Here is a 24,650-nt window from a genome sequence, read left to right as displayed (position 1 = left end):
TCCCGCGTCAGTCCTTCAAGCGCCCTGTTCACCATCTTCCGTATCGCTCGCAATGGATGGTCCGCTGGCACTCGCGCTTCCGGAGACACATAACTGAACATCCCTTCCTGACGCGGATCCGTTCCTCTCATCCTTTACTCCCTGTGACTACGAATATGATACTTACTGTTATCCGCGTCAGGCGGAGTTTTTCAACAACCTGCTAGATTCCCGCTTCCGCGGGAATGACGATTCAGGGGGTCGGACGAGTGACTCCCGCTCATTCCTCTCCCAGGTAGAGCTACTGGGCGTTGTCCCGCGGTTGGATACCGTAGTCTGCCGCGGTCAGGCGCCGCCGAGCCTCACGAGCAGCGGGTCGGGGATGCCGGCCTCGGCAAAGCCCTTGGCCCGCAGCACGCAACTGTCGCACGAGGCGCAGGGGGCCGCACCGCCCTGGTAGCAGCTCCAGGTGTGTTCCAGCGGTGCCCCGAGGCGGATTCCGAGCGCGGCAATCTCGGCCTTGGAGAGGTCGATGATCGGGGTCTCGACCCTGATCGGCACCGCATACTCCGTCCAGAGCTTGCTGCCCAGATCCAGCGTCCGCCTGATTCCATCATAGAACTCGGGGCGGCAGTCGGGGTAGCCGCTGTAGTCGAGCGCGTTGGGGGCCACGTACACGGAGGCCGCCACGTCGGACGCGGCCACGCCCTCCACCTCGATGGCGTACAGCACCCGACTCTCCAGGCACGCCGCGGCAAGCGACACGAAGATGGTATTCCGCATCGGGACGTAAGTGATGGGGACGCCGTGCCCGATCTCCTCGGCGGCGCGCTCCGATGGCACCGGGAAGCGGTCGGGCTGGGTCAACGCGGAGTACCAAGCCACCTCGGAGAGGAATGAGATGTCGAGGAGCCGATGCGCGATGCCCAGAATGCCGGCGATCCGCACCGCGCAGTCGACCTCCTTGGAGTGGCTCTGCCCGTAGCGGAAGGTGATCGCCGACATGTCGTCGACGCGGCCCTTTGCATAGGCCGCCACGGTGGTGGAGTCGAGTCCTCCGGAGAGGAGAGTGACGCCGTAACTGGGCATGGAAGACATATAGCAGATCAACGGGTGCCCATCTTCCCGCTGCGCCGAGTCGGCTCACCGCCGTTCTGGACCCTTGTCACCGATGAAGGTTCCATTGCTCCGGCGATGGCCGGGTGATAGCCTCGGCAACCGGGCCGGACGCCGACGGACGACTCCGCCGCGCCGCGCACAACCAAGGGAGGCATCATGGTCATCGACATACACCGGCATTTCTGGCGTGGGAACCAGCGCTACTACGACGCGGCGTCCTCCGCCGAAGCCGCCGCGCCTGCCCCGCCCGACTGGGAAGAGACGACGCGGGAGCTGGTGGAGGAGATGGACGCCTCCGGCGTGGACGTGTCCGCGATGCTGGTGGCCGACTACGGCGACCGCCTGGGCACGCCGCATTTCACCATCGACCAGGAGAACTGGATCCTGGCGCAGGCCCGGGCGCGCCACCCGGAGCGCATCGTCGCCTTCTACGGTATCGACCCGCGGCGACCGGGAGCGCCCGAGAAGTTCGAACGCGCCATCCAGGAGTGGGGCGCGGGCGGCATCAAGCTGCACTCCACCGTGGGCTACTTCCCCCATGACCGCGCCTGCTATCCCATCTACGAGATCTGCATCAAGCACGACGTGCCTGTGCTGCATCACTCCGGCGAGCGTTTTCACCCACTGCTGTACAGCCGTTTCACCCACCCGCTGGAGTTCGACCAGGTGGCTGTCGACTTCCCGCGCCTCAAGATGATCATGGGCCACGCCGGCGGCCAGTGGTGGGCGGACTGCGCCACCATCGCGCGCGTCCACGAGAACGTGGTGGTGGACCTGTCCGAGTGGCAGACCAAGCTGCGCGACAAACCCGCGGAGACCCTCGCCGCCCTGGACCATATGCGCGACTTCCTGGGCACCGAGCGAATCCTCTGGGGCACCGACTTCCCGCACATGCGCCAGCACATGTCCCTCAAGGACACCGTGGACATCTACCGCGGCCTGCCCGCCCTGGCCCACGAGCACGGCTACCGGTTCACCGAAGGCGAGGTCGAGGCGGTGTTGGGCGGGAACGCGGCGAGGGTGCTGGGTTTGAGGGTCGTTCAACGCAGCACGGGGTAGCCCTGGGCGGCGGCAAAGCGTTCGAGATCGACAATCCGCTGGTACGCGGAACGCGGAAGGACCGCTACGCCGCCGATGAACACGGCGGCGCCGGCGGCGCGGACTTCCGGCTCCTCGAAGGCCGCCGCGAGCGCGTCCCGCAATCGCCGGAGCCGGTCCGGGTCGGTCCCGGCTTGGGTTACGAAGGGAATTCCAGGGGCGCGCGCCGTGTAGCAGAGCCGGCGGGTCCCTCGGAGCAGGGAAGGGCGGTAGCGCTCGAGATGGGCATAAGTGACGCAGTCGATGGCGGCGACATCGGCGTCTCCCCGCGCCACCGCGGCGACGCTCGCCGGGTGCGAGCCGCTGGTGACGACCTGTGAGAAGAAGCGCCCACGCCGGTTGAGCGGGGCCACCAGCGCCCGTAGCGCGTTCGCTCCCGAGTGGGACTCGTGGCTGTTGACGACGCACACCGCATCGCGCACGTCCGACAGCTCCGTGGCGGGTGAATTCCCGGCGACCAGGACCACGCTGGAATAGCTGCAACCGTCGCAGCCGGGCGCTTGGTAGAGCGGCGTGGCCACCAGAGTGAGCGTTTCGGCGTAGCGGCCGACGAGGTCGGCTCCACAGCACTGGCTCAGCAGCAGTCCCGGATCGGTCCAGAGATCGTGCAGGTCGCGGGATCGATCGAGAGCCGCGGGAACCCCTTCGACTCCCGCGCGTTCCAGCTCCCGCGCGACACGGGTCCAGAGCACCGCGTGGGCGCCGCGCACCTCCTCGAAGTCGTACATCGGGAAACTCGCCGACAGTGTCATTGGGAGCGTTTTCGCAGGTGTTTGTGGTCCGGAGGCGACAACGGTTCGAGCCGGAAGGCGCCCGATCCGTCGGTCGAGACACATCGAATCAGCCAGACGTTACACTAGCAGATCGCCGTCGGCGTAGCGACAATTCGGTGTGCATTTCGAGACTGGCCATGCTACCCAACTGCTCATGGAACATCAGGACGATAAAGACAGAAGAGACGATCGTGGCGGCCTGCAGATGGCGCCCGAGGTGATGCTCGACCTTGCGCGCAAGGCGGCGGAGATCCTGGTGGACCGCATCGACGGCCTGCCCGCGGAAAATGCCTGGGACGGCGACTTTCAGGATGCGCTCGACGCCAAGCTGAAGGAGGAACCGCCCGAGAACGGGCGGCCGGCCGCGGAAGTGATCGATTGGGTCGCGCGCGAAGTGCTCCCGTTCGCGACACGCCTGGACCACCCGCGTTGCTTCGCGTTCATCCCGTCGGCGCCCACCTGGCCCGGGATACTGGCGGACTTCATGGCCGCTGGATACAACTTCAACCAATGTACCTGGCTGGTGGCGAGCGGTCCCAGCGCCATCGAGCTGGTTGTCCTCGACTGGTTGAAGGGCTGGCTCGGCTATCCGGAGAGCGCCGGAGGGCTTCTGACGAGCGGGGGCTCGGCGGCCAGCGTGGATGCCTTCGTCGCCGCCCGGGAAGCCGCGGGCAATCCCGAGCGCGCGACCGTGTACATGAGCGACCAGAGCCATAGCGCGCACATCCGGGCGGCCCGGATCGTCGGCGTCCGGCCGGAGTGCACACGCCTCCTTCCCACCGATGAACGCTTCCGCCTCGACATGGACGCGCTCGGTCGCGCCGTGGCGGAGGACCGCGCCGCGGGTTTCAACCCCATCGCCGTGTGTGCCAATGCCGGAGCCAGCAGCACCGGGGCCATCGACCCGCTGGAGGCCATGGCCGACTACTGCGAGGCGGAAGGCATCTGGCTGCACGCGGACGCGGCGTACGGCGGCTTCGCTGCGGTGACCGACAAGGGCAAGGATCTCTTGCGGGGCATCGAGCGCGCCGACTCGGTGAACGTGGATGCCCACAAGTGGTTCTTTCAGCCATACGAAGTGGGCGGCCTTCTGGTGAAGGATGCCTCGACGCTGGAGAAGGCGTTCGAGGTGCATCACGACGTGCTTCAGGACACCCTGTGGGGCGCGAACCACCCGAACTTCTCGGACCGCGGCCTGCAGCTCAGCCGCTCGGCCCGAGCGTTGAAGATCTGGATGTCGGTGCAGACCTTCGGGATGGCCGCGTTCCGCCAGGCGGTGTCCCAGGGGATGGATCTGGCGGCCCGGGCTGACGAGTATGTCCGGGAGAGCCCCTTGCTCGAGACGCTCAACCCCGCATCGCTGGGAATCGTGTGCTTCCGGGTGAACCCCGGCGACCGTGATGTGGACGAGGAGGTTCTCGAGCAGGTTAATCGGAATGTGCTCGCCCGGGTCTTCTGGGAGGACCGCGCGCTCATTTCATCGACGACGCTGGCGAACAAGTTCTCGCTCCGGCTCTGCATCATCAACCACAACACCACCTGGGACGATGTGCGCGAGACGCTCGAGGCCATCGAGCGTTTCGGGGCGGAAGCGTTGTAGTCAGCGGCCCAAGGAGGTTCCGATGGCTATTCAGTTGAACCACACCATCGTGCCCGTCCGGAACAAGGAGGAGTCGGCCCGCTTCTGGGAGAAGATCTTCGGATTCGCGCGGGGCTTGCTTCCCTCCACGCGCTCACGGCCGCGCCGGCTCGGGCAGTGGCGCGTCGTCGGAGCGGATGGCGATGTAGATGAGCACGGCCGAGGACAGCAGTATCAGGCTCATGATCTGCATGAAGCCGTCGTAGCTGCCGTACACGTCGAAGTAGACGCCGGCGAGGAAGGGGCCGCCGGCGGAGCCGACTTGGTGCACGATGAAGCTCAGGCCCATGATGAGTCCGGCGAGACGCGGCCCCACCATCTCGAAAAACATGACGTTCTGGATCGCGATGGTGCCGAAGGTCGGCCCCATGGCTAGCGCCACCACCAGGTAGAAGACCAACGGGTCCGACATGTCGAGGGACATGAGCAGGGTGCCGACGCCGCGGAAGATATAGGTGAGGGCCAGCACCTGGGCGCGGCCGTAGCGGTCGGACAGCCAACCGAAACTCACCGCGGACACGGCGGCGGCGATGCCGAAGACGGACACGGCGATGGCCCCGGTGGCGTGGTCGAAGTCCTTGCTCAACGCGATGCCCACCAGATGCACGCTCTGGAACAGGGCCACCCCGCACGAGAAGCGCGCCAGGAACAGCAGGATCATCGTGCGGTCGCGCAGATAGGGCAGGCAGCTCGCCCAGGTGGCGCGTTCCCGCCGTTTCGTGGAAGAGGCATCCGGATCGCGCGCGCCGATCCAACCGAACGGGAGGGCCACGCCCAGGAGCAGCGCGCCGCACGCGAACGCGGCGATGCGCCAGTCATAGCTCCCGATGAGGAAATACAGCAGCGGCGCCAGGAAGAACGGGCTCAGGGGCGACGCCGTCTGCACGATGCTCACCACCAGGCCGCGTCGCTCGGCTTCGTAGTGCTTCGCCACCAAGAGCGAGATGATCACCAGCCCGCTGGCGCCCTTGGCCATGCCGGTCATCATTCCGAAGGTGAAGCATAGCTGCCACAGGTTCTGCGACAGCCCCATGCCGATGAAACCCGCGGCCATGAGGAGGATGCCTCCGAGAATCACCGGGCGGGTGCCGAGGTCGTCCGCCATCTTGCCGAAGAACACGCCGCCGATGCCCCAGCCGAGCATGGCGAACACGTAGGGGATGGTCGCCACCGAACGCGACCAGCCGAAGGTGTCCTCGATGGGCGTGAGGAACAGGCTGTAGGCGTTCATGCTGATGGACGTGATCACCACGACCGCGGCGGAGAAGACGACGATGAGGACGCGCGGGATCTGCATGGATGTCTCAGGAGGCGGTAAGGGCGGCTTTCTCAGGAACGAGCGTCCGCCGGCAGGCGCGCCGGCCGCGAGCCATACACGCTCCCGGCCCGGGCAAGCACAGGCACCGGCGCGTCACTCGAGGTACCCGCGCTCCCGGTAAAACCGCTTCGCGCCGGGATGCAGGGGCACGTCGTAGGGCGCCTCCTCGTCGTTGGCGCAGAGCTGCGCGACGCTCAGGGGCTTGAAGTTGTCCGTGGGGATGGTCTTGCGCCGCAGCTCGAGGGCCTCGCACAAGGCGTAGGCGACCTCGTCGGGCATGTCCTTGCGCACCACCATGGGCCAGCCGCTGAAGTCGACCGTGGTGACGTCCTCGGTCATCCCCTTGAAGTGGTTCTTGGGCAGCACCGCCTCGCGATACCCCATGGCCTTGAGCCGGCGCAGCACGGGCCCGTCGATGGAGAGGTAACGGAAGCCGTTGTCCACGGCGGTCTGCCCCCAGCTCTTGATGCCTTCGTCGAAGACGGCGTTGACCTTGCCGTTCTCGATGGCGGCGCGCCGGTCCGGGTGGCTCGGACGCGTCACCGACTGGATCCTGCCGCCCCACTTGCGGATGTCGGCGATGCTCATGCCCGCGGCCTGGAGCACCGACGCCACGGTGTACGCCACCGGCGTGTCCACCAGGCTGCGCTTGCCGGTGGGGCCGGTGGAGAGGCGCAGCGGGATGCGTTCCCTGACGATCTGTTTCAGCGAGGTGATGCCCGTGGACTCGTGCACGGCGAAGCCCATGGCGTCCCAGGACGGGAACACCGCGATGGTGCGCAGCGGCATGCGCCCTTCGAGGGGCCCCTTGCCCTTGTACGCCAAGGTGACCGACGCCGACGGGTTGATCCACGCCATGGAGATCTTGCCGTCGGCGAGCATCTTGAGCTCGCGGAAGCTGTCGGCGGCGAACGAAAGCGCGACGCAGTCGTCCTGGTTGCCCCGCGGCAGCAGCGACAACTGGAGATAGTAGCCGAGCCGGGCGTCGGTCTGGAGGACGCCTTCCGCCGCCCGGCGGGTCTGGTGCGAGAGGGAGGTCTCGTAAAGCCCCGAGGCCAACTCGAGCATGCCCTTCACCCGTTGTACAGCCGCGTTGTATCGCCGTCGAGTGGCCATGCGTTTACTATGCGAATGAACCAGACACCACACGAGTTCCTAGAGCCCGTATAGGGCCTTGGGATTGTGATACAGGATGTTGTCCTTCCGCTCCTGGCTGATGTCGTCCATCTTCTTCAGGTCGAGGATGGCGTCCATCTCGCTGGACGGGTCGGTATGGCCGTAGTCGGTGCCGATGACGAGGTTGCCTTCGCCCGAGTACTTGAGGACGTAGGGGATGTCGTCGTTGGTCTGGCAGGTGACGTAGATGCCGTACTCTGCGAAGAGGTCCTTCGGGAACTCGCGCTGGGCGGCCTGGTAACGGTTCTCGCTCTCCAGGTAGATCCACGGGACCCACTGGGAGGAGGCTTCGATGAAGCCCCACCGAAGTTTCGGAAACAACTGGGGAATCTCGCTCATGACGAGGCCCAGGCACGACGTGACCGTGGGTGCCCGGAACATGGCGAAGCGCCCGGCCGTGGTCGGACGGTAGGTGTCGCAGTTGCCGGGATTGCCGTTGGCGATGTGTACGGCGATGGGTATGTCCAGGTCGCTGGCCACCTGGTAGACGGGGTAGAAGTACGGGTCGCACATGTCCCGATCTCCCTCCAGCGGCCTCATGCACACCGCCACGGCGCCGTCTTCCTTGGCCTGCTTGATCTGTGCTACCGCTTCGTCCAGGGCCAGCACCGGCACCACGCAGGACCAGCGCAGCCGGCCCTTGCTCTGCCGGTAGATGTCGCCGAGCCAGCGGTTCCAGCTCCGGCACAGCGCGACTTCCACGTCCGGCTTGGTGGTGATCTGTTCGATCCAGAAGGTGTTGTGCAGCACCTGGACGTCGACCCCGAGCTTCTCCATGTGGTCGACCCGAAGCTGCACGTCGTCCAGCTCGCGCGCGGCCTGGGGTGACTCCACGTTCCGCCCGAACTGGTCCGACAGGTCCCGCAGTTGCTGCTCGCTGTAAGTGGGGAAACGGAACCCGCGGATCTTCTCGTCGATGACCCAGTACTGGAGCGTGGGCTCCTGCGGCGAGGAGAATAGCGTTGGGCGGTACTTTTCCTCCGACGGCTCCAGATAGTCCCACGTGTGTTCCGTCTCGATCACGTGGGCGTCCGCATCGATAACCGGAAGACTCTCCTGGCTGGACATGGCGTGTCTCCTTGATACGCGGCCCGGAGGGTCCCGGGCCGGCAGGGTTGGTGCCCGGCGCCCCGCGGCGGCCGGTGTTCAACCGTAAAGTTCGACCAAGATCGGGCGTTTGTCAACCGCCGCGCGATCAGTGCAGGTTGGCGCCGCCGTTCACCAGAATGGCCTGGCCGGTGACGAAGGCGCTCAGGTCGGACAAGAGGTAGAGCGCGGTGCCCACCACGTCTTCCGGTTTCTCGATGCGTTGCAGAAAGCGCTTGGACGCGGAGCGCTCGTAGTCCTCGAGGGCGGCTTCCGTGGGTTCGGGCTCGCTGGCCGTGGAGCCCGGCGCCAGCGTGTTCACGCGAATGTCGTCGGGTCCCAGCTCGCGCGCCAGCACCCGGGTGAAGCCCACCACGGCGGCCTTGGAGACGACGTAGTGCATCATGCCGGCGCCGCCGTTGTAGGCCATGTTGGACGCGACGTTGACGATGCTGCCCTGGCGGCGCTCCTGCATGGCGGGCACCACCGCGCGGCTGCACAGCCACAGTCCCTTGACGTTCACGGCCATCACTCGGTCCCATTCCTCCTCGCGGATATCCTGGAAACCCGAACGCGTCACCGGCACGCTCATGAACACCGCGGCGTTGTTGACGAGCCCGTCGATCCGCCCGAACTGTTCCAGGGTCGCTTGGGCCATGGCCTGGCAGCTCGCGAGGTCCGCCACGTCCGTGCGCACGCCGAGGGCCTGGCCGCCGCTTCCGGCGATCTCGCGGCACACGGCTTGGGCCGCCTCTCCGTCGATGTCCGCGGCCACGGGTATCCCGCCCTCGCGGGCGATGCCCTGGCAATAGGCCCGGCCGATGCCGTTGCCACCGCCCGTCACGATCACTACCTTTTGATCCAACAGACCCATGATCGACCCTCTCTTTCCCGGCTGCGCGTTGTTTGCGGCAGGTTGCAACCAACGGGGATCGTTGTCAAGGTTCGTCTCGAAATGGACTATCGCGCGAACCTGTTGGAACGAACCGAGGACATCCGGGACCTGATCGCCGCCACCCGGCGCATCGCCGTCCTTGGCATCAAGACGGAGCAGCAGGCTTCCCAGCCGGCGTTCTACGTGCCGCGGTACATGCACTCGGCGGGTTTCGAGGTGGTCCCCGTGCCGGTGTACTACCCGGAAGTGACGGAGATCCTCGGGGAACCGGTGTACCGCCGGCTGGCGGACGTTCCCGGTCCGGTGGACCTGGTCAACGTGTTCCGGCGCCCGAGCGACGTCGAAGCCCACTTCGACGACATGCTGGCGGCCCGGCCCGCCGCGGTCTGGCTCCAGTCGGGTATCCGCCACGACGCGGTGGCGGAGGCGCTGGCCCGCGCCGGCATCAAGGTGGTGCAGGACCGCTGTCTGATGGTGGAGCACCGCGCCTGGGCGCGCGGTTCCGGGATTCCCTGACGAAGTTGCCGCCCTTCGACTCCGCTGCGCTCAGGGCGAACGGCCGCATCATTCACCCGAATGGAGTGGACCGGACACTACGCCAGCGCCACGATCCAGCACAGCACCACAGCCGCGGCTGCCGCCACGCCGATCCTGAGTTGAACCGCCGCGGTCTCCGGCCGCTCCACGAAGAGGGCCGCGCAGATCCCGGCGCCGGCACCGGCGCCGAAGCCCCAGAAGTGCGCCCACAGGTCCACGCGCGGTCCGCCGGTGCCGAGCATGGCGAGGATCGCGACCCCCGCGGCCAGCGGTATCCAGGCGCGGCGTCCCTGGATCCCCAGCCGCTGGCGTTCGACGACGCCGATGGCGCCGAGCAGGCCCAGGGCGCCGAACACCGCGGTGGACGCACCCACGGAGTTGTGGTCGAAGCCGTGAAACCAGGCGTTGAAGAGGTTGCCCAGCGCGCCCACCCCCAGCACCATCGCCGCGCCGAACCCGGGCCCCAGAGAACGGCACACCGCGGTCAGGAAGAACACCAGGGCCACGGCGTTGGACGCCACGTGGGGGAAATCGCCGTGCAGGGTGAGGGCGGTGACCGTGCGCCACAGTTGGCCGCGCAGGATCCAGTCGGTCGACGCGTTGCCGTGCTCGATCCAGCGCACGGATTCCTGAGTCCAGGCAACGAGGAAAAAGAACGCCAGGAGTCCCGCCGCGACGCCGACGCCCGTGTAGAACGGAGCGCGACCGGCCCACGGGCGGTCTTCTTCCGTCTCCGTGGCTAGTTTCTCGCTCTCGTACGCCCACAACTCCGTGGCCGCCCGCTCCAGGTGCTGGGACGGCACCGAGATGATCCAACCGCTGGACGTGTGCAGCAGCCGCGGCGCCAGACCCTCCGCCTCCAGCACCAGCGCCCACTCCTCGGCGCGGCGATGGTCGCGCGTCCGGCGTACGACGATTTCCCTTCCTGCGAGTGTCATGGGTTCCGCTCCACCCGTGTGGTGGTGCATGTAGTCACATATCGGAGACGGGTGACGGCTTCAACAGACGGCCGACGGATCAGCGGTACGTGATGAGCGCGATGCCCGTGACGATAAGGACGGCGCCGGCGGCGACGCGGGCGTTGATGGTCTCCAGGTCCCGAAGGAACAGCGCGCTGAACAGGACGATGAAGAGCGGGTTCGTGTTGATGAGCGGCACCACCACGGACACGTCACCCTTGGCCAGGGCGATGTAGCCCAGCAGTTGCGCGGTGGCCGAGACCACGGCGGCGGTGCCGTAGAACGGCAGGCATTTCCGGTCGCCCTGGAGAGTGCGCAACTGGCCCGTCACCACTAGGCTCAACGAGAACACCACCAGCGACGTGGTGATGGTGACCGCGGTGGCGACATAGGGGTTGGGCATGATCAGGAGGCCGGTCTTGCGGAAGTTCTGCGAGATGGCCGTGAGGAAGGCCGCGCCCAGCGGATACGCCAGGTGAATCGCCTTCCACTCGCTCTCTCCCTCGCGCCGGCTCGATGTCAGCCAGACCCCGATGACGCTCAGGAACGAGCCGAGGTAGACGCCGGCGTCGGGCCGTTCGCCGAGGAAGCTGAAGGCGATGGCGATGGCGAACAGCGGCGTCACGCTGCGCACCGGGCCGGCGCGCGACGCGCCCAGGCGAACGATGCCGGTGTAGTGGAGAAAGCGGACGATGGCCGGCTGGATCAGCCCGCTGATGATGAAGTACCAAGTGCCGCGGGTGTAGAGCAGACTCAGTGGAATGAAGAGCCAGATGGCGCTCCACAGCACCACCGTGCTCAGTACGAAGCCCATGAGCGCGGCGAGCACGACGCTGGCGTAGCGCGCGCCCCGGCGCACCAGGATCGCCTCGGACCCCCAGGCCACCGCCGCGCTCAGGGCTAGAAGCTCGGCGCCCAGAGTTACTCCAGCACGAGCGGCGTGTCGTCGCGGTTGGCCCACTCGGCCATGGAACCGTCGTAGTTGCGTGCCCGTTCGTAGCCCAGCAGTGTCAGGACGAAGACTCCGTGCGCCGCACGGATGCCTCCCTGTCAATACGTGACCACTTCACGATCGGGTGGCACTCCCGCCTGCACCAGCAGGCCGCGCAGTTCGCCGGCCTCCTTGAAGGTCCGGTAGGGCTTGTCATGGACGAAGTTGAGCCACTCCAGGTGCACGGCCCCGGGTATGCGGCCGGCGCGCTTGTTGCCGCGGCTGTTGGCCCCGGTCCACTCACCGTCCGAGCGGACGTCGAGGAACACCACGTCCGGGTTGCCGACACTGGCCGTGCCGTAGTCCACGGTGCACACCAGATCCGGCTCGGCCTTGGGGTTGAAGGACGCGGTCGCGGGCTTGGGCACGTCCAGGGCCGCCGGACGCCCTTCGTCGAACCATTTTTGCCAACCGCCGTTGAGCACCGTCACCTTGGTGTGGCCGTAGTAGTTCAGCACCCACCACAGGCGCGCCGCCCACAGCGAGCCGTTGCTGTCGTAGGCGACGACGTGCGTCTCGTCGCCGATGCCCAGGCTCTCCATGAGCTCCTTGGCCGTGTCGGGCGGCGCCACCAGCGGGTACTTGCGCGGGTCCGTCGAGTATTCCGGATGCTTGATGTAGTGGTGTACGCGGATGCCCACCGCGCCCTTGATGTGCGCCCGGCGGTAGACGTCGTAGGGGTCGCAGTCGACGATGCGGATGTTCGGGTCGTCGAGGTGCTGCTCCAGCCAGTCGGTCTCCGTGAGAAGCTCCGGGCGGGCGTAGCCAGCTTGTGCCATGAACTTACCTCCCATTCTGGCGGTTCCGGCGCATCGACTCATGCAAGGAGTCGCGCGGTAGCCGGACCGACGTGTCGAATCTGTACCAAATGAAAAGACAACGCGCGAGGGCCGCTCGGGTTGAACTGCCACGGCTTCCTGGGCGAGAATGACGATTCGGGGCGGCTAGCCGAGCCCAATAAATCCGCCGGAGGTAACGACATGCCCTTGTTCATAGACGCCGACGCGCATCTCATCGAGAACGAGCATACGTGGGAGTTCATGGCGGAGGAGGACCGCCACCTCGCGCCCGACCTGCTGGTGTCCAAAAACACGGGCCTGCGCTACTGGCGCATCGACGAGCGGGTGGTGCCCAACACCAACATCGGCCTCAACGCCACCGCGGAATCGCGCGAGCTGACCAACGTGGACGCGCGCATCGCCCACATGGACGAACTGTCCGTGGACATCCAGGTGCTCTACCCGACGATGTTCCTCCGGCCGTTGACCGTGCGGCCCGAGGTGGAGCGGGCGCTCTGCCGGGGCTACAACCGTTGGCTCGCGGAGATCTGGAAGCAGGGCGGCGGCCGCCTGCGCTGGGTGGTGCTGGCGCCGCTGCGGTCCATGGACCGGGCCATCGAGGAGATCCACTTCGGCAAGGAGAACGGCGCCTGCGGCGTGTTCATGCACGGCGTCGAAGGCGGGCGGCTGCTCTCCGACGACACGCTGTTCCCCATCTACCGGGAGGCCAGCGATCTCGGCATCCCCATGTGCGTGCACGCCGGCGGCGGCAGCTTCGACCACTACGACCTGTTCCTCCAGGACACGTTCTCGCGCTTCAAGCTGTCCACGGTGGGCGCGTTCAACAATCTCATCTACAAGGGTGTCCCGGACAAGTTCCCGGACCTGCGCTGGTGCTTCGTGGAGGCCACTTCCCAGTGGGTGCCCTACGCGCTCAACGACCTGATGATCCGCACCCAGGCGGAGCTGGCGTTCCGGCGGCAACACGCGGACACTCCGCTGGCGGCGGTGCGCGGCGCGCCGCGAGAGCTGGCCCACAAGAACCTGCTCAAGGACAACCGCATCTATGTGGCCTGCCAGACCACGGACGATTTGTCGTACGTGCTGGAGTACGCCGGAGAGGACAACATCATCGTCGGCACCGACTACGGGCACGCGGACTACTCCAACGACATGGAAGCCATCGCCAAGCTGTCCACGGACGGCGTGCTCGCCGGCGGCGTGGCAGACAAGATCCTGAGCGAAAATCCGGCGCGGCTGTACGGCCTGCAGGATTGACGTATGGCGAGAGTCTCCTTCGGCGTCGAGATCCATCCCTACTACGACGTGCCCGAACTGATGCGGGAGATCACGCTCGCCGAGGAACTCGGCTACGACCAGGTGTGGGTGGGCGATTCCCAACTCATCTGGCGCGAGATGTACGTGATCCTGGGCGCCGCGGCCCAGGCCACCTCGCGGATCCTCTTGGGAAGCGGCGTCACCAATCCCGTCACCCGGGTCTCCGCGGTTACCGCCAGCGCCGCGGCGACGCTGCAGGAGCTGTCCGGCGGACGCCTCACGCTGGGCATCGGCAGCGGCTTCACCTCGGTCAACACCATGGGCAAACGTCCCGCCACGCGCGCACGGCTGGAAGCCTGCGTCGACGAGGTCCGCGCGCTGTGCCGCGGCGCGCGCGTGCCCGCCGGCGCCGAGGACATGCGCCTCATGTTCGCGGGCCCGGAGAAGTGCCCGCCCATCGCGCTGGCGGCCAGCGGACCCAGGATGCTGCGCCTCGCCGGGCGCATCGGCGACGGGGTGATCCTGGCCCGGGTAGCCATGGAAGGGGACATGCTGGACCGGATGATGGCGTGCGTGAACGACGGCCGGCGGGAGGGCGGTCGAGAGGCGGAGCCGTTCCGGACGTTCCTCTCGGTCTCCGCGGCGGTGGACGAGGACGGGTCCAAGGCGGTGTCGGTGGTGCGGCCGCACGTGGCCCAGTCGATCCTCAAGCCGTTCTGGGGGCTGAGCCCGGCGGCCGCCGCGGCGGCGGAACGGATGACCGGCCGCTACGACAACTACCAGCACCTCAACCCCAACGCCGCCCACGCCGACTCCGTGCCCGACGAGGTGGTGCCCGAGTTCGCCCTGGCCGGCACCCCCGCCCGCTGCATCGAAACCGCCCGGCGCATGTTCGACAACGGCATCGACCAGATCACCATCCGTCCCTACGCGGTGGACGGACGGCCCCGGGCCAGCATGATCCGCGCCTTCGCCGAACAGGTGATGCAGCCCATGCTGCGCGGGGGCCGATGACTCACGACCAGGGGGCGACATGTCGGGCGACCGTCTGAACCTGGGTTTCCTCGCCGCCGCGCACTTCCTCGATCATCTGTTCATGCTGATCTTCGCGACGGTGGCCGCGTTGCGTCTCGCCCACGAGTGGGACATGAGCTACGCGGCGTTGATCCCCTATGCCACGCCCGGGTTCGTGGCTTTCGGGGTCGGCGCCATTGTGGCCGGGTGGCTCGGGGACAAGTGGAGCCGGCCCGGCATGATCACCATCTTCTTCTTCGGCATCGGCGTGAGCTCGATCCTCACCGCCCTGGCCGATTCGCCGTTCGAGATCGCGCTGGGGCTGCTGGCCGTCGGCGTCTTCGCCGCCATCTACCATCCCGTCGGCATCGCCATGGTCATACAGGGACGCCGGAAGACCGGCATCCCCATCGCCGTCAACGGCGTCTTCGGCAACCTCGGGGTCGCCGCCGCCGCGCTGCTCACGGGTTACCTCATCGACACCGGCGGCTGGCGCAACGCGTTCGTGGTGCCCGGCGCGATCGCCATCGTCTTGGGCGCCGCCTACGCGGTGCTTGTATGGGCGCGGCAAGGGAGCGGGGCCGCCGCCGCGGACAGTGCGGGCGACGCGGGTGCCGGGAAGCCCACCGTGGACGCGCCGTCCATCGCACGTTCGACCTTCGTCCGCGTCCTCTGCATCATCGTGTTCACCACCGCCATCGGCGGCCTGGTGTTCCAGAGCACCACCTTCGCGCTGCCGAAGATCTTCGACGAGCGGCTCGGCGACCTCGCCGGCTCCGCCACCGCCGTGGGCGGCTACGCGTTCCTGGTCTTCGCCATCGCGGCCATGGCCCAGCTCGTGGTGGGCTATCTCGTCGACCGCCGCTCCGTGCGCACGGTGTTCGCCTTCGTCGGCGGCCTGCAGGCGCTGTTCTTCGCGCTCATGTACCAACTCACCGGCGTCGCCGCGCTGGTGGTCTCCGTCGCCTTCATGCTCGTCGTCTTCGGCCAGATCCCCATCAACGACGTGCTCATCGGCCGCATCACCAAGAGCGAATGGCGCAGTCGCGTCTTCGCCCTGCGCTACATCGTGACCTTCTCCGTCATGGCCTCCACCCTGCCCGTGGTCGCCGGCATCCATGCGGGCTGGGGCTTCGGCGCCCTGTTCGTGGTGATGGCCGTGGCCGGGGGAGGCGTCCTTGCCGCCGCCCTGATGCTGCCGCGCGCCGGCGTGGTCGTCGCTCAACCCGCTACCGCGTGAAGGAGATGTCACGGAAATGGTAAGCTTGAAGAGGACTATGCGCACCATAGCCACATTGATTGCCATCGTTGCGACAGTTCTCCTTTCCGGATGCAGTGGTGGGAGTCAGGAGAAAATGGTGTCGATGGAGACCGGACCCGGTACCGCTCTGACGGCGGAACAGGTCACGTCAGGCACGATCGGGAGAGTGGAATCCGCTACCATGACGCTTGCAAGCGATCAGCATGTGTTCCGATTCGATGGGGCGTCGTATCGCACATTTTCCAAGTGCGACGGCACGGTCTGTGGTGTCAGTCGAACCGCCGAGGAATTGGAAGCCGCGCTGCAGCTTGCCCTCGGCGACCCCCGGTTGGACTTTGGAAGCAAACACTTCGCGGAGCGCCTGAAGGATTCCCTGACGCTCAAGCCGCGGACCGAAACGGTCCGCGGTGTCCCGGTCGTGGAAGGGTTTGGCTTACGTACCGTTGGACGGGCGTTCAGGGCAGAGTTCTACGGCGGTTGGCTTGATGACGGCGCCTTCTTCGTCAACCGCACCATCCTGACGGTCAGGGACGAGCGGGGCCAGCCCGTCGGCCTGGGCACCGTCTTCGATTCCAGCGCCCTGGGCGTGCCCAGCGCCACGGCGCCGACGGCCGCGCCGGGCATGTCCGCGACTTGGACCGGGATGATGACCGGCATGGATGTCAGTGATCGCGTGACCCGCGGCCAGTTTGTGCGAGGTGACGCCACCCTCGACATCGACGACCTCGCCAATCCGGACGTCGATGTCGTCTTCGACAATCTCCATGATCTGGAAACCGGCACGAAGCTCGACGGCGGGAGCATCCCGCCCTGGCAGAACATGCCGCTCGACGGCGGCGCATTCGGGGCAAAGCCGGTTGGTAGCGGCGACTACATCCAGGGCCGTTTCATTGGAGAGGACCACGCCGGCGTCGTGGGCGTTTTCGAACGCAGCGAGCTCGTGGGTTCTTTCGGCGCGAACCGGCAGCGTGTCGAGTAGACCCGTTCCTTCCGCGCGGCAGACACCGAAGCTGTCCTCCCCAAGAGAACCGGCTTCCCAGACACCACACTAGCCTCACGACCGGTCGATGGCATCATGACCGGGTCCAACGCTTGGCTTGGCCTCGGCCCATCTTATTGCGGCGAAGGCCCCGGTGCCGAAGATCGCGAAGGCGGCGATCTGTGCGTACATGGTGCCATCGAAGTTTTGACCCACGAAGGCTCCGAGCGGCAACGCGATGAAGGTGGAGAGCGCGGCGACCACGGCCGCGCCCACTCCGGCGATGTGCCCGAGGGGCCCCATGGCGAGAGCGTTGAGATTTCCGAAGACGAGTCCAAAGAAGAAGAAGACCACCAGCAGGTAGGCCATGAACAGCCACAACGGGGGAAGCCCATCGAAGCGGAAGGCCAGTGTCCAGCCAACGATCGAGACCAGCGTGATGGCCACCGTCGCCGTCGTGACGAGCGGGCGCATCCCGTGCTTCAGCACGAGGCGGCCGTTCACGAGCGAGGCCACTCCGATGGCAAGCGCCAGCACTCCGAAATAGACGGGGAACAGGGCGCCGGTTCCGTAAGCGTCCTGGAAGATCTGCTGGGCAGAGCTCAGGTAGCCGACGAACGGCGCCAACGCGCATCCGCTGGCGAGGGTATACCCGAGAGCGGGCCGAATCCGCAGGACCTCCAGGACGGCTCCGCCAATGGCTCGCGGGGAGAGGGGCCTCCGGCGAGAAGCCGGAAGGGTCTCCGGCTGACGAAGCGCTACCCATGCGAAAGCGAACGCGGCGATGGCGAAGAAGGTGGTGAAAATCGCCCGCCAGCCTCCCAGCCACAGGATCCCCTGCCCGAGGGCCGGTGCGACGGTGGGAACGAGGATGAACACGGAGATGGCGAACGACATGAGACGAGCCATCTGGCGTCCTTCGTACTGATCGCGCACCAGAGCCACGGTCACGACGCGTGGCCCCGCGACGCCGAAGCCCTGCAGTACACGGCCCGCGATCATCACCGCGAACGTGGGTGAAAGGATGCTCATGAGGCATCCGGTCATGTACAGGACAAGGCCGGTATGGATGGCGGGCTTGCGTCCGATACTGTCCGAGAGCGGGCCGAAGACGATCTGGCCCAGGCCGAGCCCCACGAACAGAGAGGTGATGACGAACTGGACGTCGTTAGGACGCGGCGTCCCGAGGTCGTGACCGATGGCGGGAAGCGCCGGAAGCATCGCATCGGTCGAGAGCGCGACGAGCGATATCAAGAGGGCGACGAGGGAAACGAACTCGCCGGAACGAAGGGCGGGTCGCGCCATTGGCGGTGGCTTCCGCGTCAGCCCCCGGCGGAAGCCTTCTCCCAAGTGCATTTGGCGGAAGTCACGACTCGGTCGCCCTTCAGGTAGGCCGTGTCGTAGGGGCAACTCCCCTTGAGCTCGGCAAACCTGCCCGCCCCGCCCACGATCTCGATCATGCCCGCACCGCCGCCGCCCGCTTTCGTGGTGCCCTTTCCGCGGCCCCCGGACATGTAGAGGCGGGCACGGTCGTCGGCCGTGTCAGTCCCGACACAAGACGTTTCGAGCTGCAGACCCGCGTCCGACCTTGTGCCGTTCGCCACACAGGTCATGTAGAAGCTCATGCCCTTGGCGAAGGGCTCGCCTGTGCTCTCCGTCACGGTGGCCACTCCATCTACCCCGCCGGCGAACATCCTGCCCGTGGAATGCTCGATGGTCGTGTAAGCGTGGGTTCCGGTCAACAGCAGGGTGAAGCTGCCCCCTTGGGCGTAGGCCGGGCTCATCAACAACAGTATCCCCGCGAACGCCAGAATTCTTCCTTTCACGACTTGGCCTCCTTGTAGCGCCCCCATCGCTTGCCGATGAGACTCACGCCCGCCCGGTCGAATCCCCTTGAATGTCCTCACCTAGAGGTTAATCTTTAACGGAAGAGGACCATACCACGTGCGTCCAAGAATGCGCGAAGGGTGTGTGTTGAGTTCGCGGATGATCCGAAACAAGGAGGTCCCATGAAACACGTTCTGACGGTGTTGCTCCTGGCGGGCGTTGTCCTGTGCCAGGCCGGCGCCGCGAGCGGCCTGGTAGAGTGGGAGTCCGAAGAGAGTTCCCGGCGCCTGTCGCGCTCCACCCACAAGGCGGACTTCTTCCGGCTCAGCAACCACTTCATCAGCCAGGACAACAAGATCTTCTGTGGGCCGGTCTCCTCGGCCATCGTCTTGGACGCGCTGAGGCTTGGCAAGAAAAAGGGGCTTCCTCAGGACACCTACTCCATCGCGGAGGATGAACGCGCATGGCTCCCCACGGGCTTCAACCCCTTCTTCGGGAAATACACTCCGAACAACGTCCTCACCGGCCAGACCAAGACCAAGATCGAGGTGCTTGGCAAGCCCATCGCGATCCAGGGTGCCATGAAAAAGGACTTCGGCCTGCAGCTCCGACAACTGGCTCAAGCCCTGAGTGCCCACGATCTCGATGTGAGGATCCGCGTGGTCGATGAGGAGATGAACGACGAGGTGATCAAGCGCGAGATCGCGAAGAACCTGGCTGCCCCAGGTGACTACGTGCTCGTGAACTACCACCGCAAGACACTGGGCCAGAAGGGCGGCGGGCACATTTCCCCCCTCGGAGCCTATGATGAGGCGAGCGATTCCTTTCTGATCATGGACGTGAACCCGAACCGGGCCCCGTGGGTCTGGGTCAGCGCAGCCCACCTGATCAAGGCCATGCGCACCTTCGATACCGTGGAGAACCGCGGCTACCTGTTGATCGCCGAGGGACGATAGTTCACGGCGTCCACTCTGCAAGGACCTGCCGGAGCCGTCGCGCGCGACCCGACGCCGGCCGATCGTCGTTCCTCCGGTGCCGATTGCGCTGAAGGCGGCCCTCTACGAGGCGTTCCGCAAGGCCGGCGTGTCGAAACGCCGTCTCGCGCGCGACCTCGACGTCGCGGAGAGCGAGGTGCGGCGCATGCTGAATCCGGATCATGTCACCAAGGCAGCCACCATCGACCGGGCCCTGCGCCGGTTGGGGAAGCGTGTCAGCGTGACCGTCGGTGAGGCTGCGTGAGTTCCGAGACGGATAGAGCGCGCTGCCAATAGAGGCGCCATCTCGCCCCGTTGATCAGTATCCCCAGCGGAGCCTTCCGGTTGTCAGATCATCGACCCGCCGCAAGTAGCGCAGCATTTGCGTGGAGGGTGCTGTCTCCTCGCCGCGTCGTCCCGACCGCCGGTCGAGGGGACGTAGCCAGTGTTTCGATTCCACGATGGCGAGGCCATGTTGATAACGCTTCCACTCCTCCGCGAAGTCGTTGGCCCGTTCCTTCGCTGCATTGTGCGCGAACAACAGACCGTCGGGTACGGCCTCGCGACTATGGGCTGACAGGTTCTGCTGGCGCAAGTTCGCTGTCCACCCGAGCTGGCCGAAAACGGACCAGATCAGATCGTCCTCCGTCTGACTCTCAGTGGGTGACCGGTCTGCCGGGAAGCGGGCGAATATATCCTGTAAGGCGGACTCGACGCCGTCGAGCATCAATTCGTCGAGATCCTGCCAATCAGGAAGCTCGACGATGGACTCGCGAAGGAAATCCTCGGCAAGAGGCTCCCCTGAAACGGCCTGCCATCGCTCACCGTTCAGCCTCCCGGACCCTTTCGAATGCCTTGCGGACGGTCGCTAAACGGGATCGTTTCATCCGAAATACCGGTCGGTTTCGGCCGAGTGGCGTCCTTGCTCCTTCTCTGGTCATGCAAACCCCGGAGCGGCGCCCTTTCCCAAAACACCCGGCCTAGTCGGCAGATGGCGGATCTGGGCACCCGTTTCCCTGTTGGCCTGAACCAAGTCGTACTGTGCCTGAAGGTTAAGCCAAAATTGAGGATCGACACCGAACCAGTGGCCCAAGCGTAGCGCGGTGTCGCCGGTGACTGAACGCTTGCCGGCGATGATCTGGCTCACCCGGTTAGCGGGCACCTCGATCTGCCGCGCCAACTCCGTCGGTGTGATACCCAGTTCTTCCAACTCGCCCTTCAGGATCTCACCGGGATGGACAGCTCTCATGAACATACCGTTCTCCTCCTTCTCATCCGTGGTAGTCGACGATCTCAACGTTGTCCGGTCCTGCATGCCCGTCCGGCCACTCGAAACACAGTCTCCACTGCCGGTTGATGCGAATGGAGTACTGGCCCTTCCTCTCACCCCGGAGGGCTTCAAGATGGTTTCCCGGTAAGGAACGCAGGGTGTCGAGCGAAGGCGCGGCGTTCAGGATGGCCAGCCGTTTTGCTGCTTGGGTTTCGAAGCTCCGGAACGCCTTGACTGACCGCCCTTCGGCAAACGCTCGCGTCTTTCTGTCTCGATAACCGAGGATCATCCCCTGCCAAGATGACAAGTTAGACGATGTACGTCAAGAGTACACTATCCGAAGCTGGTGTGTCGGTGCGTTTCTCGGGCTGGTCAAGTTATGAACAGGGCGGTCGAAAGGTGGACCCACGCGAAGTCTCGATTGAATAGACGGCGCACCCGGTGACGCCCCACACAGACGCCCTCCCGCCACAGATGACAGACCATCTGGCGGCTGCCGTAGAAGGGGCACTCCAGGAACAGCCGGTCTGAGTATCACTCCGTCACGGTTACCGTGGCGGTGCCTCTGACTCTGCTAGCCCACGTGCCGGTGATCGTCGCCGTGCCGGCCCCCACCGCCGTCACCGTGGCAGTGGCTCCGGTATTGTGTTCCTCCCTGGCCGTCCCGCCCACAACTGTCGCCACGGTGTCGTCGTTCGTTTCCCAATAGACAACGAGACCGCCCTGGCCGTCGTTCCCGCTCACCTGTATGGAGTTGCCGTTGGCGTCCTTGATCGTCGCGCTCAGCGTGGTCGTCCCGTTGACCGCCAAGCTGGGTGAACTCGGTGAAACCTCCAGCGTCGCCGGCTTCATGCGAACGGTGACGCCCAGGATAGCCGATGCCACGTCCGTCGAACTGATCGTGATCTGGCCGGTTCCCGGTCCTTTCGACGTAATTTCCAGGCCATCGCCCACTCTCTCGAAGGCGACTCCACCCCGGTAGTTGCGAGCGTCAGGAACGCAGCACGGACTGAAAAAACCGAATGCCAACCAAGTCGCGTCCTCGTCCTCGTCACCGTTCTCGTCCAGGACCCGGATGGTCACCGACTTGGTGTCTCCCAGCGCCTCAAACGTCAACGAGCGCGGATTGATATCCACTCGTGCCGTCGGCAGTGTCACCGTCACGTTCATGGACGCCTTGGTCCCGTTGGCGCTTAGGCTCACCGTGGTGGTCCCCTCGCCGATGGACTGCACACTGGCCGGCACACTGGAACTAGAGTACCGTGAGTACACCTCGGCCACTGTCTCATTCGCCGAGCCCCAGCCCCAATGGGTTGGGCGCATTTCGTTGTTGTCCGCGTCGTAGAGGGTCGCCGTGACGGTCTTCAATTCACCCACCGCGTCGAAGCTCAGCGAGCTCGGAGAAAACTCAATTCTGTCCACTGGCTTGACCACGTTCATCTTGAGCGAACCCGAGAGTGTTGACTGGAGCTTCGTGCCCGCGTCACCGGAAGACCGCGCAAGGGGACGCGCCTTCACGGTGGTCGAGCCAGTCGTACTTGCTGTGGCGGTAATGGTCGCGTCGCCTACCGCGACGGCCGTCACCACGCCGCTTGAATTGACGGTCGCCTTCGAGGTGTCATTCGACTTCCATGCGAAGGTGTACCCGGACATCTCCGTTCCCTCGCTGTCCACCACCTTCGCTTTGTAGTTCACGGTCTCCCCTACGGGTGCCCACTCCTGCGGCGCGGTCACCTCCACGCTCAACTCACTCGGCTGTACCGCCTCCACCTTCACCGGCGCCGAGCAGTTGTTGGTGGTGTCGGACTCATCGGTCACCGAGTCCACGCACGCACCGTAGTAGTACGCACCGGCCGTCGCCGGCGCCGTCAACGAGATGGACTCCGAGCTCGTTCCTGAGGCCGCCAGCACGCCCACGTCGTCCGTCCCCACCGCCGTGTCCGACGTCGTGATCGTCGGGTCCGTCGAGCGGTAGTAGCGCAACGTCGTCGCGGGCGACTCGCCGTCGCCCGTGTTGCTCACCGTCGCCGACAGGGTGAAGCCCGCACCCGTCTCCGGGCTCGCGTCGTCCACCGAAGGCGTCCCAACCTCCAGGTCCGGATGCTTCGGCTCCTCGACGTCTACCTTCACCGACGCGGAGCAGTTGTCCGTTGAGTCAAACTCGTCGGTCACCGAGTCCACACACGCCCCGTAGTAGTACGCGCCGGCGGTTACCGGCGCCGCCAACGAGATGGACTCCGAGCTCGTTCCTGGGGCCGCCAGCACGCCCACGTCGTCCGTCCCCACCGCGGTGTCCGATGTCGTGATCGTCGGGTCCGTCGAGCGGTAGTAGCGCAACGTCGTCGCGGGCGACTCCGCGTCGCCGGTGTTGCTCACCGTCGCCGACAGGGTGAAGCTCGCAGCCGTCTCCGGGCTTGCGTCGCTCACCGAAGGCGTCCCAACCTCCAGGTCCGGATGCTTCGGCTCCTCGACGTCTACCTTCACCGACGCGGAGCAGTTGTCCGTTGAGTCGGACTCGTCGGTCACCGAGTCCACACACGCCCCGTAGTAGTACGCGCCGGCGGTTACCGGCGCCGCCAACGAGATGGACTCCGAGCTCGTTCCTGGGGCTGCCAGCACGCCCACGTCGTCCGTCCCCACCGCGGTGTCCGATGTCGTGATCGTCGGGTCCGTCGAGCGGTAGTAGCGCAGCGTCGTCGCGGGTGACTCCGCGTCACCGGTGTTGCTCACGGTCGCTGACAAATTGAACGTCGCGCCCGTCTCCGGGCTCGCGTCACTCACCGTGGGTGTCCTCACCTCCAGGTCCGGATGGCCCTGTACCTGCTGCTGGGTCGCCAGTACAGTGATCTCAACGGCTGTGGAGCAGTTGTTGGCCGTATTGGACTCGTCGGCGAGGGCATCGACACACGCCCCATAGTAGTATGTTCCGGGCGTGGAGGGGGCGGTCAGATCCACCGACTGGTTGTCGCTTCCCGACGGTGCAAGCGCAGCCACGGCAGCGGTGCCAACTTCCGTATCCGAAGAGGTGATGGTGGCGTCGGTGGACCGGTAGTATCGCAACGTCGTCGCCCCCGATTGCCCCTTGCCGCCGTTCCGTACCGCTGCCGACAGAGTGAACCGAGATGCGATGGCCGGGAACGGGGTGCTAACCGAGGGCGAGACCACCGCCAGCTCCGGATGGTCCGGCTCCGGCACGGTGATTTCGATGGCCGCGGAGCAGTTGTTGGACGTATTGGACTCTCCCGCCACCGCGTCCACGCACACTCCGTAGTAGTATGTTCCGGGGGCGGAGGGGGCGGTCAGATCCATGGACTGGCTGTCGCTCCCGGACGGCGCAAGCCCGGGCACGGCGTTGGTGCCCAGTTCCGTGTCCGAAGAGGTGATGGTGGCGTCGGTGGAGCGATAGTAGCGCAACGTCGTAGCTGCCGCCTGTCCGCTGCCTGTGTTGTTGACCATCGCGGACAACGTAAAGCCCGCCCCAGGGGCCGGGTTGCCGTTGCTCACCGAGGGCGACGCCACCGCCAGGTCCGGACGGTCTTGCGGGGGGCGCGGTTCGATAGTGAGCTGGTCGCTTTCGCCGCTTCTGGAAACCGAACCAGAACCACCACCACAACTCGCAAGGAGTGTGTAGATCATCGCAATGATTGCGATGGAAGCGATCATCTTCAAGCTGTGTGAAGTACTCATTTGCTCAGGTT

At 65.8% G+C, this 24,650-nt stretch carries 25 protein-coding genes; 9 read left to right on the top strand and 16 right to left on the bottom strand.

Going from position 1 to position 24,650, the window contains the following annotated elements; all coding sequences use genetic code 11:
- Both OXF11_15780 and queC read right to left on the bottom strand, forming a co-directional pair.
- The coding region (locus OXF11_15780; GenBank protein ID MCY4488552.1) for an IS5/IS1182 family transposase at nt 1-131 on the bottom strand (131 nt) is incomplete at its 3' end.
- Nucleotides 132-324: 193 nt separating this feature from the next.
- Nucleotides 325-1,068, bottom strand: a complete 744-nt coding sequence (gene queC / locus OXF11_15775; GenBank protein MCY4488551.1) for a 7-cyano-7-deazaguanine synthase QueC — start codon at nt 1,066-1,068, stop codon at nt 325-327.
- Nucleotides 1,069-1,254: 186 nt separating this feature from the next.
- On the opposite strand from queC, the gene OXF11_15770 reads away from it, so the two are divergent.
- The gene (locus OXF11_15770; protein ID MCY4488550.1) at nt 1,255-2,157 is read left to right on the top strand and encodes an amidohydrolase family protein; all 903 of its coding nucleotides are present in this window, start codon (nt 1,255-1,257) and stop codon (nt 2,155-2,157) included.
- Here the strand turns inward: OXF11_15770 and OXF11_15765 are convergent.
- Nucleotides 2,139-2,924 (bottom strand): PhnD/SsuA/transferrin family substrate-binding protein, encoded by a 786-nt coding sequence (locus tag OXF11_15765; GenBank protein ID MCY4488549.1) that lies wholly within the window; start codon nt 2,922-2,924, stop codon nt 2,139-2,141. The genes OXF11_15770 and OXF11_15765 overlap by 19 nt on opposite strands.
- Nucleotides 2,925-3,087: 163 nt before the next feature.
- Here OXF11_15765 and OXF11_15760 point away from each other — a divergent pair, with 163 nt between their 5' ends.
- Complete coding sequence (locus OXF11_15760; GenBank protein ID MCY4488548.1) at nt 3,088-4,569, top strand: aminotransferase class I/II-fold pyridoxal phosphate-dependent enzyme; 1,482 nt, start codon at nt 3,088-3,090, stop codon at nt 4,567-4,569.
- 133 nt (nt 4,570-4,702) lie between these two features.
- On the opposite strand, the gene OXF11_15755 is transcribed toward OXF11_15760, so the two are convergent.
- From OXF11_15755 to OXF11_15740, 4 genes are all read right to left on the bottom strand, one after another.
- Entirely contained in the window at nt 4,703-5,905 is a 1,203-nt protein-coding gene (locus tag OXF11_15755) for an MFS transporter (GenBank protein MCY4488547.1), read from the bottom strand.
- Between the two features lie 114 nt (nt 5,906-6,019).
- On the bottom strand, nt 6,020-6,994 hold the full coding sequence (locus OXF11_15750) for a hypothetical protein (GenBank protein MCY4488546.1): 975 nt from the start codon (nt 6,992-6,994) through the stop codon (nt 6,020-6,022).
- Nucleotides 6,995-7,081: 87 nt separating this feature from the next.
- On the bottom strand, nt 7,082-8,170 hold the full coding sequence (locus tag OXF11_15745; protein MCY4488545.1) for an amidohydrolase family protein: 1,089 nt from the start codon (nt 8,168-8,170) through the stop codon (nt 7,082-7,084).
- A gap of 127 nt (nt 8,171-8,297) precedes the next feature.
- Nucleotides 8,298-9,062 (bottom strand): SDR family oxidoreductase, encoded by a 765-nt coding sequence (locus OXF11_15740; protein ID MCY4488544.1) that lies wholly within the window; start codon nt 9,060-9,062, stop codon nt 8,298-8,300.
- Between the two features lie 81 nt (nt 9,063-9,143).
- Between OXF11_15740 and OXF11_15735 the strand changes: the two genes are divergently transcribed.
- On the top strand, nt 9,144-9,599 hold the full coding sequence (locus OXF11_15735; GenBank protein ID MCY4488543.1) for a CoA-binding protein: 456 nt from the start codon (nt 9,144-9,146) through the stop codon (nt 9,597-9,599).
- Nucleotides 9,600-9,676: 77 nt separating this feature from the next.
- Here OXF11_15735 and OXF11_15730 read toward each other — a convergent pair whose 3' ends face one another.
- The 3 genes from OXF11_15730 to OXF11_15720 all read right to left on the bottom strand — a co-directional run bounded on the left by OXF11_15730 (nt 9,677) and on the right by OXF11_15720 (nt 12,349).
- Nucleotides 9,677-10,558 carry a rhomboid family intramembrane serine protease gene (locus OXF11_15730; protein ID MCY4488542.1) on the bottom strand — a complete coding sequence of 294 codons (882 nt, stop codon included), beginning with the start codon at nt 10,556-10,558 and terminating at the stop codon, nt 9,677-9,679.
- Nucleotides 10,559-10,637: 79 nt separating this feature from the next.
- Nucleotides 10,638-11,540: a DMT family transporter gene (locus OXF11_15725; GenBank protein ID MCY4488541.1), complete on the bottom strand. Its 903-nt coding sequence runs from the start codon at nt 11,538-11,540 to the stop codon at nt 10,638-10,640.
- A complete protein-coding gene (locus OXF11_15720; GenBank protein ID MCY4488540.1) occupies nt 11,501-12,349 on the bottom strand; it encodes a sulfurtransferase in 849 nt (282 codons plus the stop codon). The genes OXF11_15725 and OXF11_15720 overlap by 40 nt, the downstream gene beginning before the upstream one ends.
- A gap of 201 nt (nt 12,350-12,550) precedes the next feature.
- Here OXF11_15720 and OXF11_15715 point away from each other — a divergent pair, with 201 nt between their 5' ends.
- Genes OXF11_15715 through OXF11_15700 form a run of 4 tightly spaced genes read left to right on the top strand, consistent with a single transcriptional unit; the run spans nt 12,551 to nt 16,881 of the window.
- Complete coding sequence (locus tag OXF11_15715; GenBank protein MCY4488539.1) at nt 12,551-13,627, top strand: amidohydrolase family protein; 1,077 nt, start codon at nt 12,551-12,553, stop codon at nt 13,625-13,627.
- A gap of 3 nt (nt 13,628-13,630) precedes the next feature.
- On the top strand, nt 13,631-14,641 hold the full coding sequence (locus tag OXF11_15710) for an LLM class flavin-dependent oxidoreductase (GenBank protein ID MCY4488538.1): 1,011 nt from the start codon (nt 13,631-13,633) through the stop codon (nt 14,639-14,641).
- Between the two features lie 19 nt (nt 14,642-14,660).
- The gene (locus OXF11_15705; protein ID MCY4488537.1) at nt 14,661-15,881 is read left to right on the top strand and encodes an MFS transporter; all 1,221 of its coding nucleotides are present in this window, start codon (nt 14,661-14,663) and stop codon (nt 15,879-15,881) included.
- A 37-nt stretch (nt 15,882-15,918) separates the two neighbouring features.
- On the top strand, nt 15,919-16,881 hold the full coding sequence (locus tag OXF11_15700) for a hypothetical protein (protein MCY4488536.1): 963 nt from the start codon (nt 15,919-15,921) through the stop codon (nt 16,879-16,881).
- Between the two features lie 75 nt (nt 16,882-16,956).
- Here OXF11_15700 and OXF11_15695 read toward each other — a convergent pair whose 3' ends face one another.
- Both OXF11_15695 and OXF11_15690 read right to left on the bottom strand, forming a co-directional pair.
- Nucleotides 16,957-18,186, bottom strand: coding sequence for a multidrug effflux MFS transporter (locus OXF11_15695; GenBank protein ID MCY4488535.1), 1,230 nt, complete (start codon nt 18,184-18,186; stop codon nt 16,957-16,959).
- 17 nt (nt 18,187-18,203) lie between these two features.
- Entirely contained in the window at nt 18,204-18,707 is a 504-nt protein-coding gene (locus OXF11_15690) for a hypothetical protein (GenBank protein MCY4488534.1), read from the bottom strand.
- 183 nt (nt 18,708-18,890) lie between these two features.
- On the opposite strand from OXF11_15690, the gene OXF11_15685 reads away from it, so the two are divergent.
- The gene (locus OXF11_15685; protein ID MCY4488533.1) at nt 18,891-19,664 is read left to right on the top strand and encodes a phytochelatin synthase; all 774 of its coding nucleotides are present in this window, start codon (nt 18,891-18,893) and stop codon (nt 19,662-19,664) included.
- 76 nt (nt 19,665-19,740) lie between these two features.
- On the top strand, nt 19,741-19,947 hold the full coding sequence (locus OXF11_15680; protein ID MCY4488532.1) for a hypothetical protein: 207 nt from the start codon (nt 19,741-19,743) through the stop codon (nt 19,945-19,947).
- A 54-nt stretch (nt 19,948-20,001) separates the two neighbouring features.
- On the opposite strand, the gene OXF11_15675 is transcribed toward OXF11_15680, so the two are convergent.
- From OXF11_15675 to OXF11_15660, 4 genes are all read right to left on the bottom strand, one after another.
- On the bottom strand, nt 20,002-20,409 hold the full coding sequence (locus tag OXF11_15675) for a hypothetical protein (GenBank protein MCY4488531.1): 408 nt from the start codon (nt 20,407-20,409) through the stop codon (nt 20,002-20,004).
- 210 nt (nt 20,410-20,619) lie between these two features.
- Nucleotides 20,620-20,937, bottom strand: a complete 318-nt coding sequence (locus OXF11_15670; protein ID MCY4488530.1) for a HigA family addiction module antitoxin — start codon at nt 20,935-20,937, stop codon at nt 20,620-20,622.
- Nucleotides 20,938-20,953: 16 nt separating this feature from the next.
- A complete protein-coding gene (locus OXF11_15665; protein ID MCY4488529.1) occupies nt 20,954-21,241 on the bottom strand; it encodes a type II toxin-antitoxin system RelE/ParE family toxin in 288 nt (95 codons plus the stop codon).
- 245 nt (nt 21,242-21,486) lie between these two features.
- A complete protein-coding gene (locus OXF11_15660; GenBank protein MCY4488528.1) occupies nt 21,487-24,588 on the bottom strand; it encodes an Ig-like domain-containing protein in 3,102 nt (1,033 codons plus the stop codon).
- Between the last annotated feature and the right edge of the window lie 62 nt (nt 24,589-24,650).

The sequence above is a fragment of the Deltaproteobacteria bacterium genome, from assembly GCA_026712905.1.
Taxonomy (GTDB): Bacteria; Desulfobacterota; Binatia; order UBA9968; family JAJDTQ01; genus JAJDTQ01.
Note: the sequence above shows the minus strand (reverse complement) of the source record. Positions and strands in the feature narration are given on the sequence as shown.

Coding starts and splice junctions, on each gene's coding strand:
- OXF11_15765 (MCY4488549.1), bottom strand. CDS start 2,924: ATGTACGACTTCGAGGAGGTGCGCGGCGCCCACGCGGTGCTCTGGACC.
- OXF11_15740 (MCY4488544.1), bottom strand. CDS start 9,062: ATGGGTCTGTTGGATCAAAAGGTAGTGATCGTGACGGGCGGTGGCAAC.
- OXF11_15675 (MCY4488531.1), bottom strand. CDS start 20,409: ATGCTCGACGGCGTCGAGTCCGCCTTACAGGATATATTCGCCCGCTTC.
- OXF11_15665 (MCY4488529.1), bottom strand. CDS start 21,241: ATGATCCTCGGTTATCGAGACAGAAAGACGCGAGCGTTTGCCGAAGGG.
- OXF11_15750 (MCY4488546.1), bottom strand. CDS start 6,994: ATGCTCGAGTTGGCCTCGGGGCTTTACGAGACCTCCCTCTCGCACCAG.
- OXF11_15745 (MCY4488545.1), bottom strand. CDS start 8,170: ATGTCCAGCCAGGAGAGTCTTCCGGTTATCGATGCGGACGCCCACGTG.
- OXF11_15685 (MCY4488533.1), top strand. CDS start 18,891: ATGAAACACGTTCTGACGGTGTTGCTCCTGGCGGGCGTTGTCCTGTGC.
- OXF11_15710 (MCY4488538.1), top strand. CDS start 13,631: ATGGCGAGAGTCTCCTTCGGCGTCGAGATCCATCCCTACTACGACGTG.
- OXF11_15735 (MCY4488543.1), top strand. CDS start 9,144: ATGGACTATCGCGCGAACCTGTTGGAACGAACCGAGGACATCCGGGAC.
- OXF11_15705 (MCY4488537.1), top strand. CDS start 14,661: ATGTCGGGCGACCGTCTGAACCTGGGTTTCCTCGCCGCCGCGCACTTC.
- OXF11_15695 (MCY4488535.1), bottom strand. CDS start 18,186: ATGGCGCGACCCGCCCTTCGTTCCGGCGAGTTCGTTTCCCTCGTCGCC.
- OXF11_15670 (MCY4488530.1), bottom strand. CDS start 20,937: ATGTTCATGAGAGCTGTCCATCCCGGTGAGATCCTGAAGGGCGAGTTG.
- OXF11_15770 (MCY4488550.1), top strand. CDS start 1,255: ATGGTCATCGACATACACCGGCATTTCTGGCGTGGGAACCAGCGCTAC.
- OXF11_15755 (MCY4488547.1), bottom strand. CDS start 5,905: ATGCAGATCCCGCGCGTCCTCATCGTCGTCTTCTCCGCCGCGGTCGTG.
- queC (MCY4488551.1), bottom strand. CDS start 1,068: ATGCCCAGTTACGGCGTCACTCTCCTCTCCGGAGGACTCGACTCCACC.
- OXF11_15715 (MCY4488539.1), top strand. CDS start 12,551: ATGCCCTTGTTCATAGACGCCGACGCGCATCTCATCGAGAACGAGCAT.
- OXF11_15730 (MCY4488542.1), bottom strand. CDS start 10,558: ATGACACTCGCAGGAAGGGAAATCGTCGTACGCCGGACGCGCGACCAT.
- OXF11_15660 (MCY4488528.1), bottom strand. CDS start 24,588: ATGATCTACACACTCCTTGCGAGTTGTGGTGGTGGTTCTGGTTCGGTT.
- OXF11_15700 (MCY4488536.1), top strand. CDS start 15,919: ATGCGCACCATAGCCACATTGATTGCCATCGTTGCGACAGTTCTCCTT.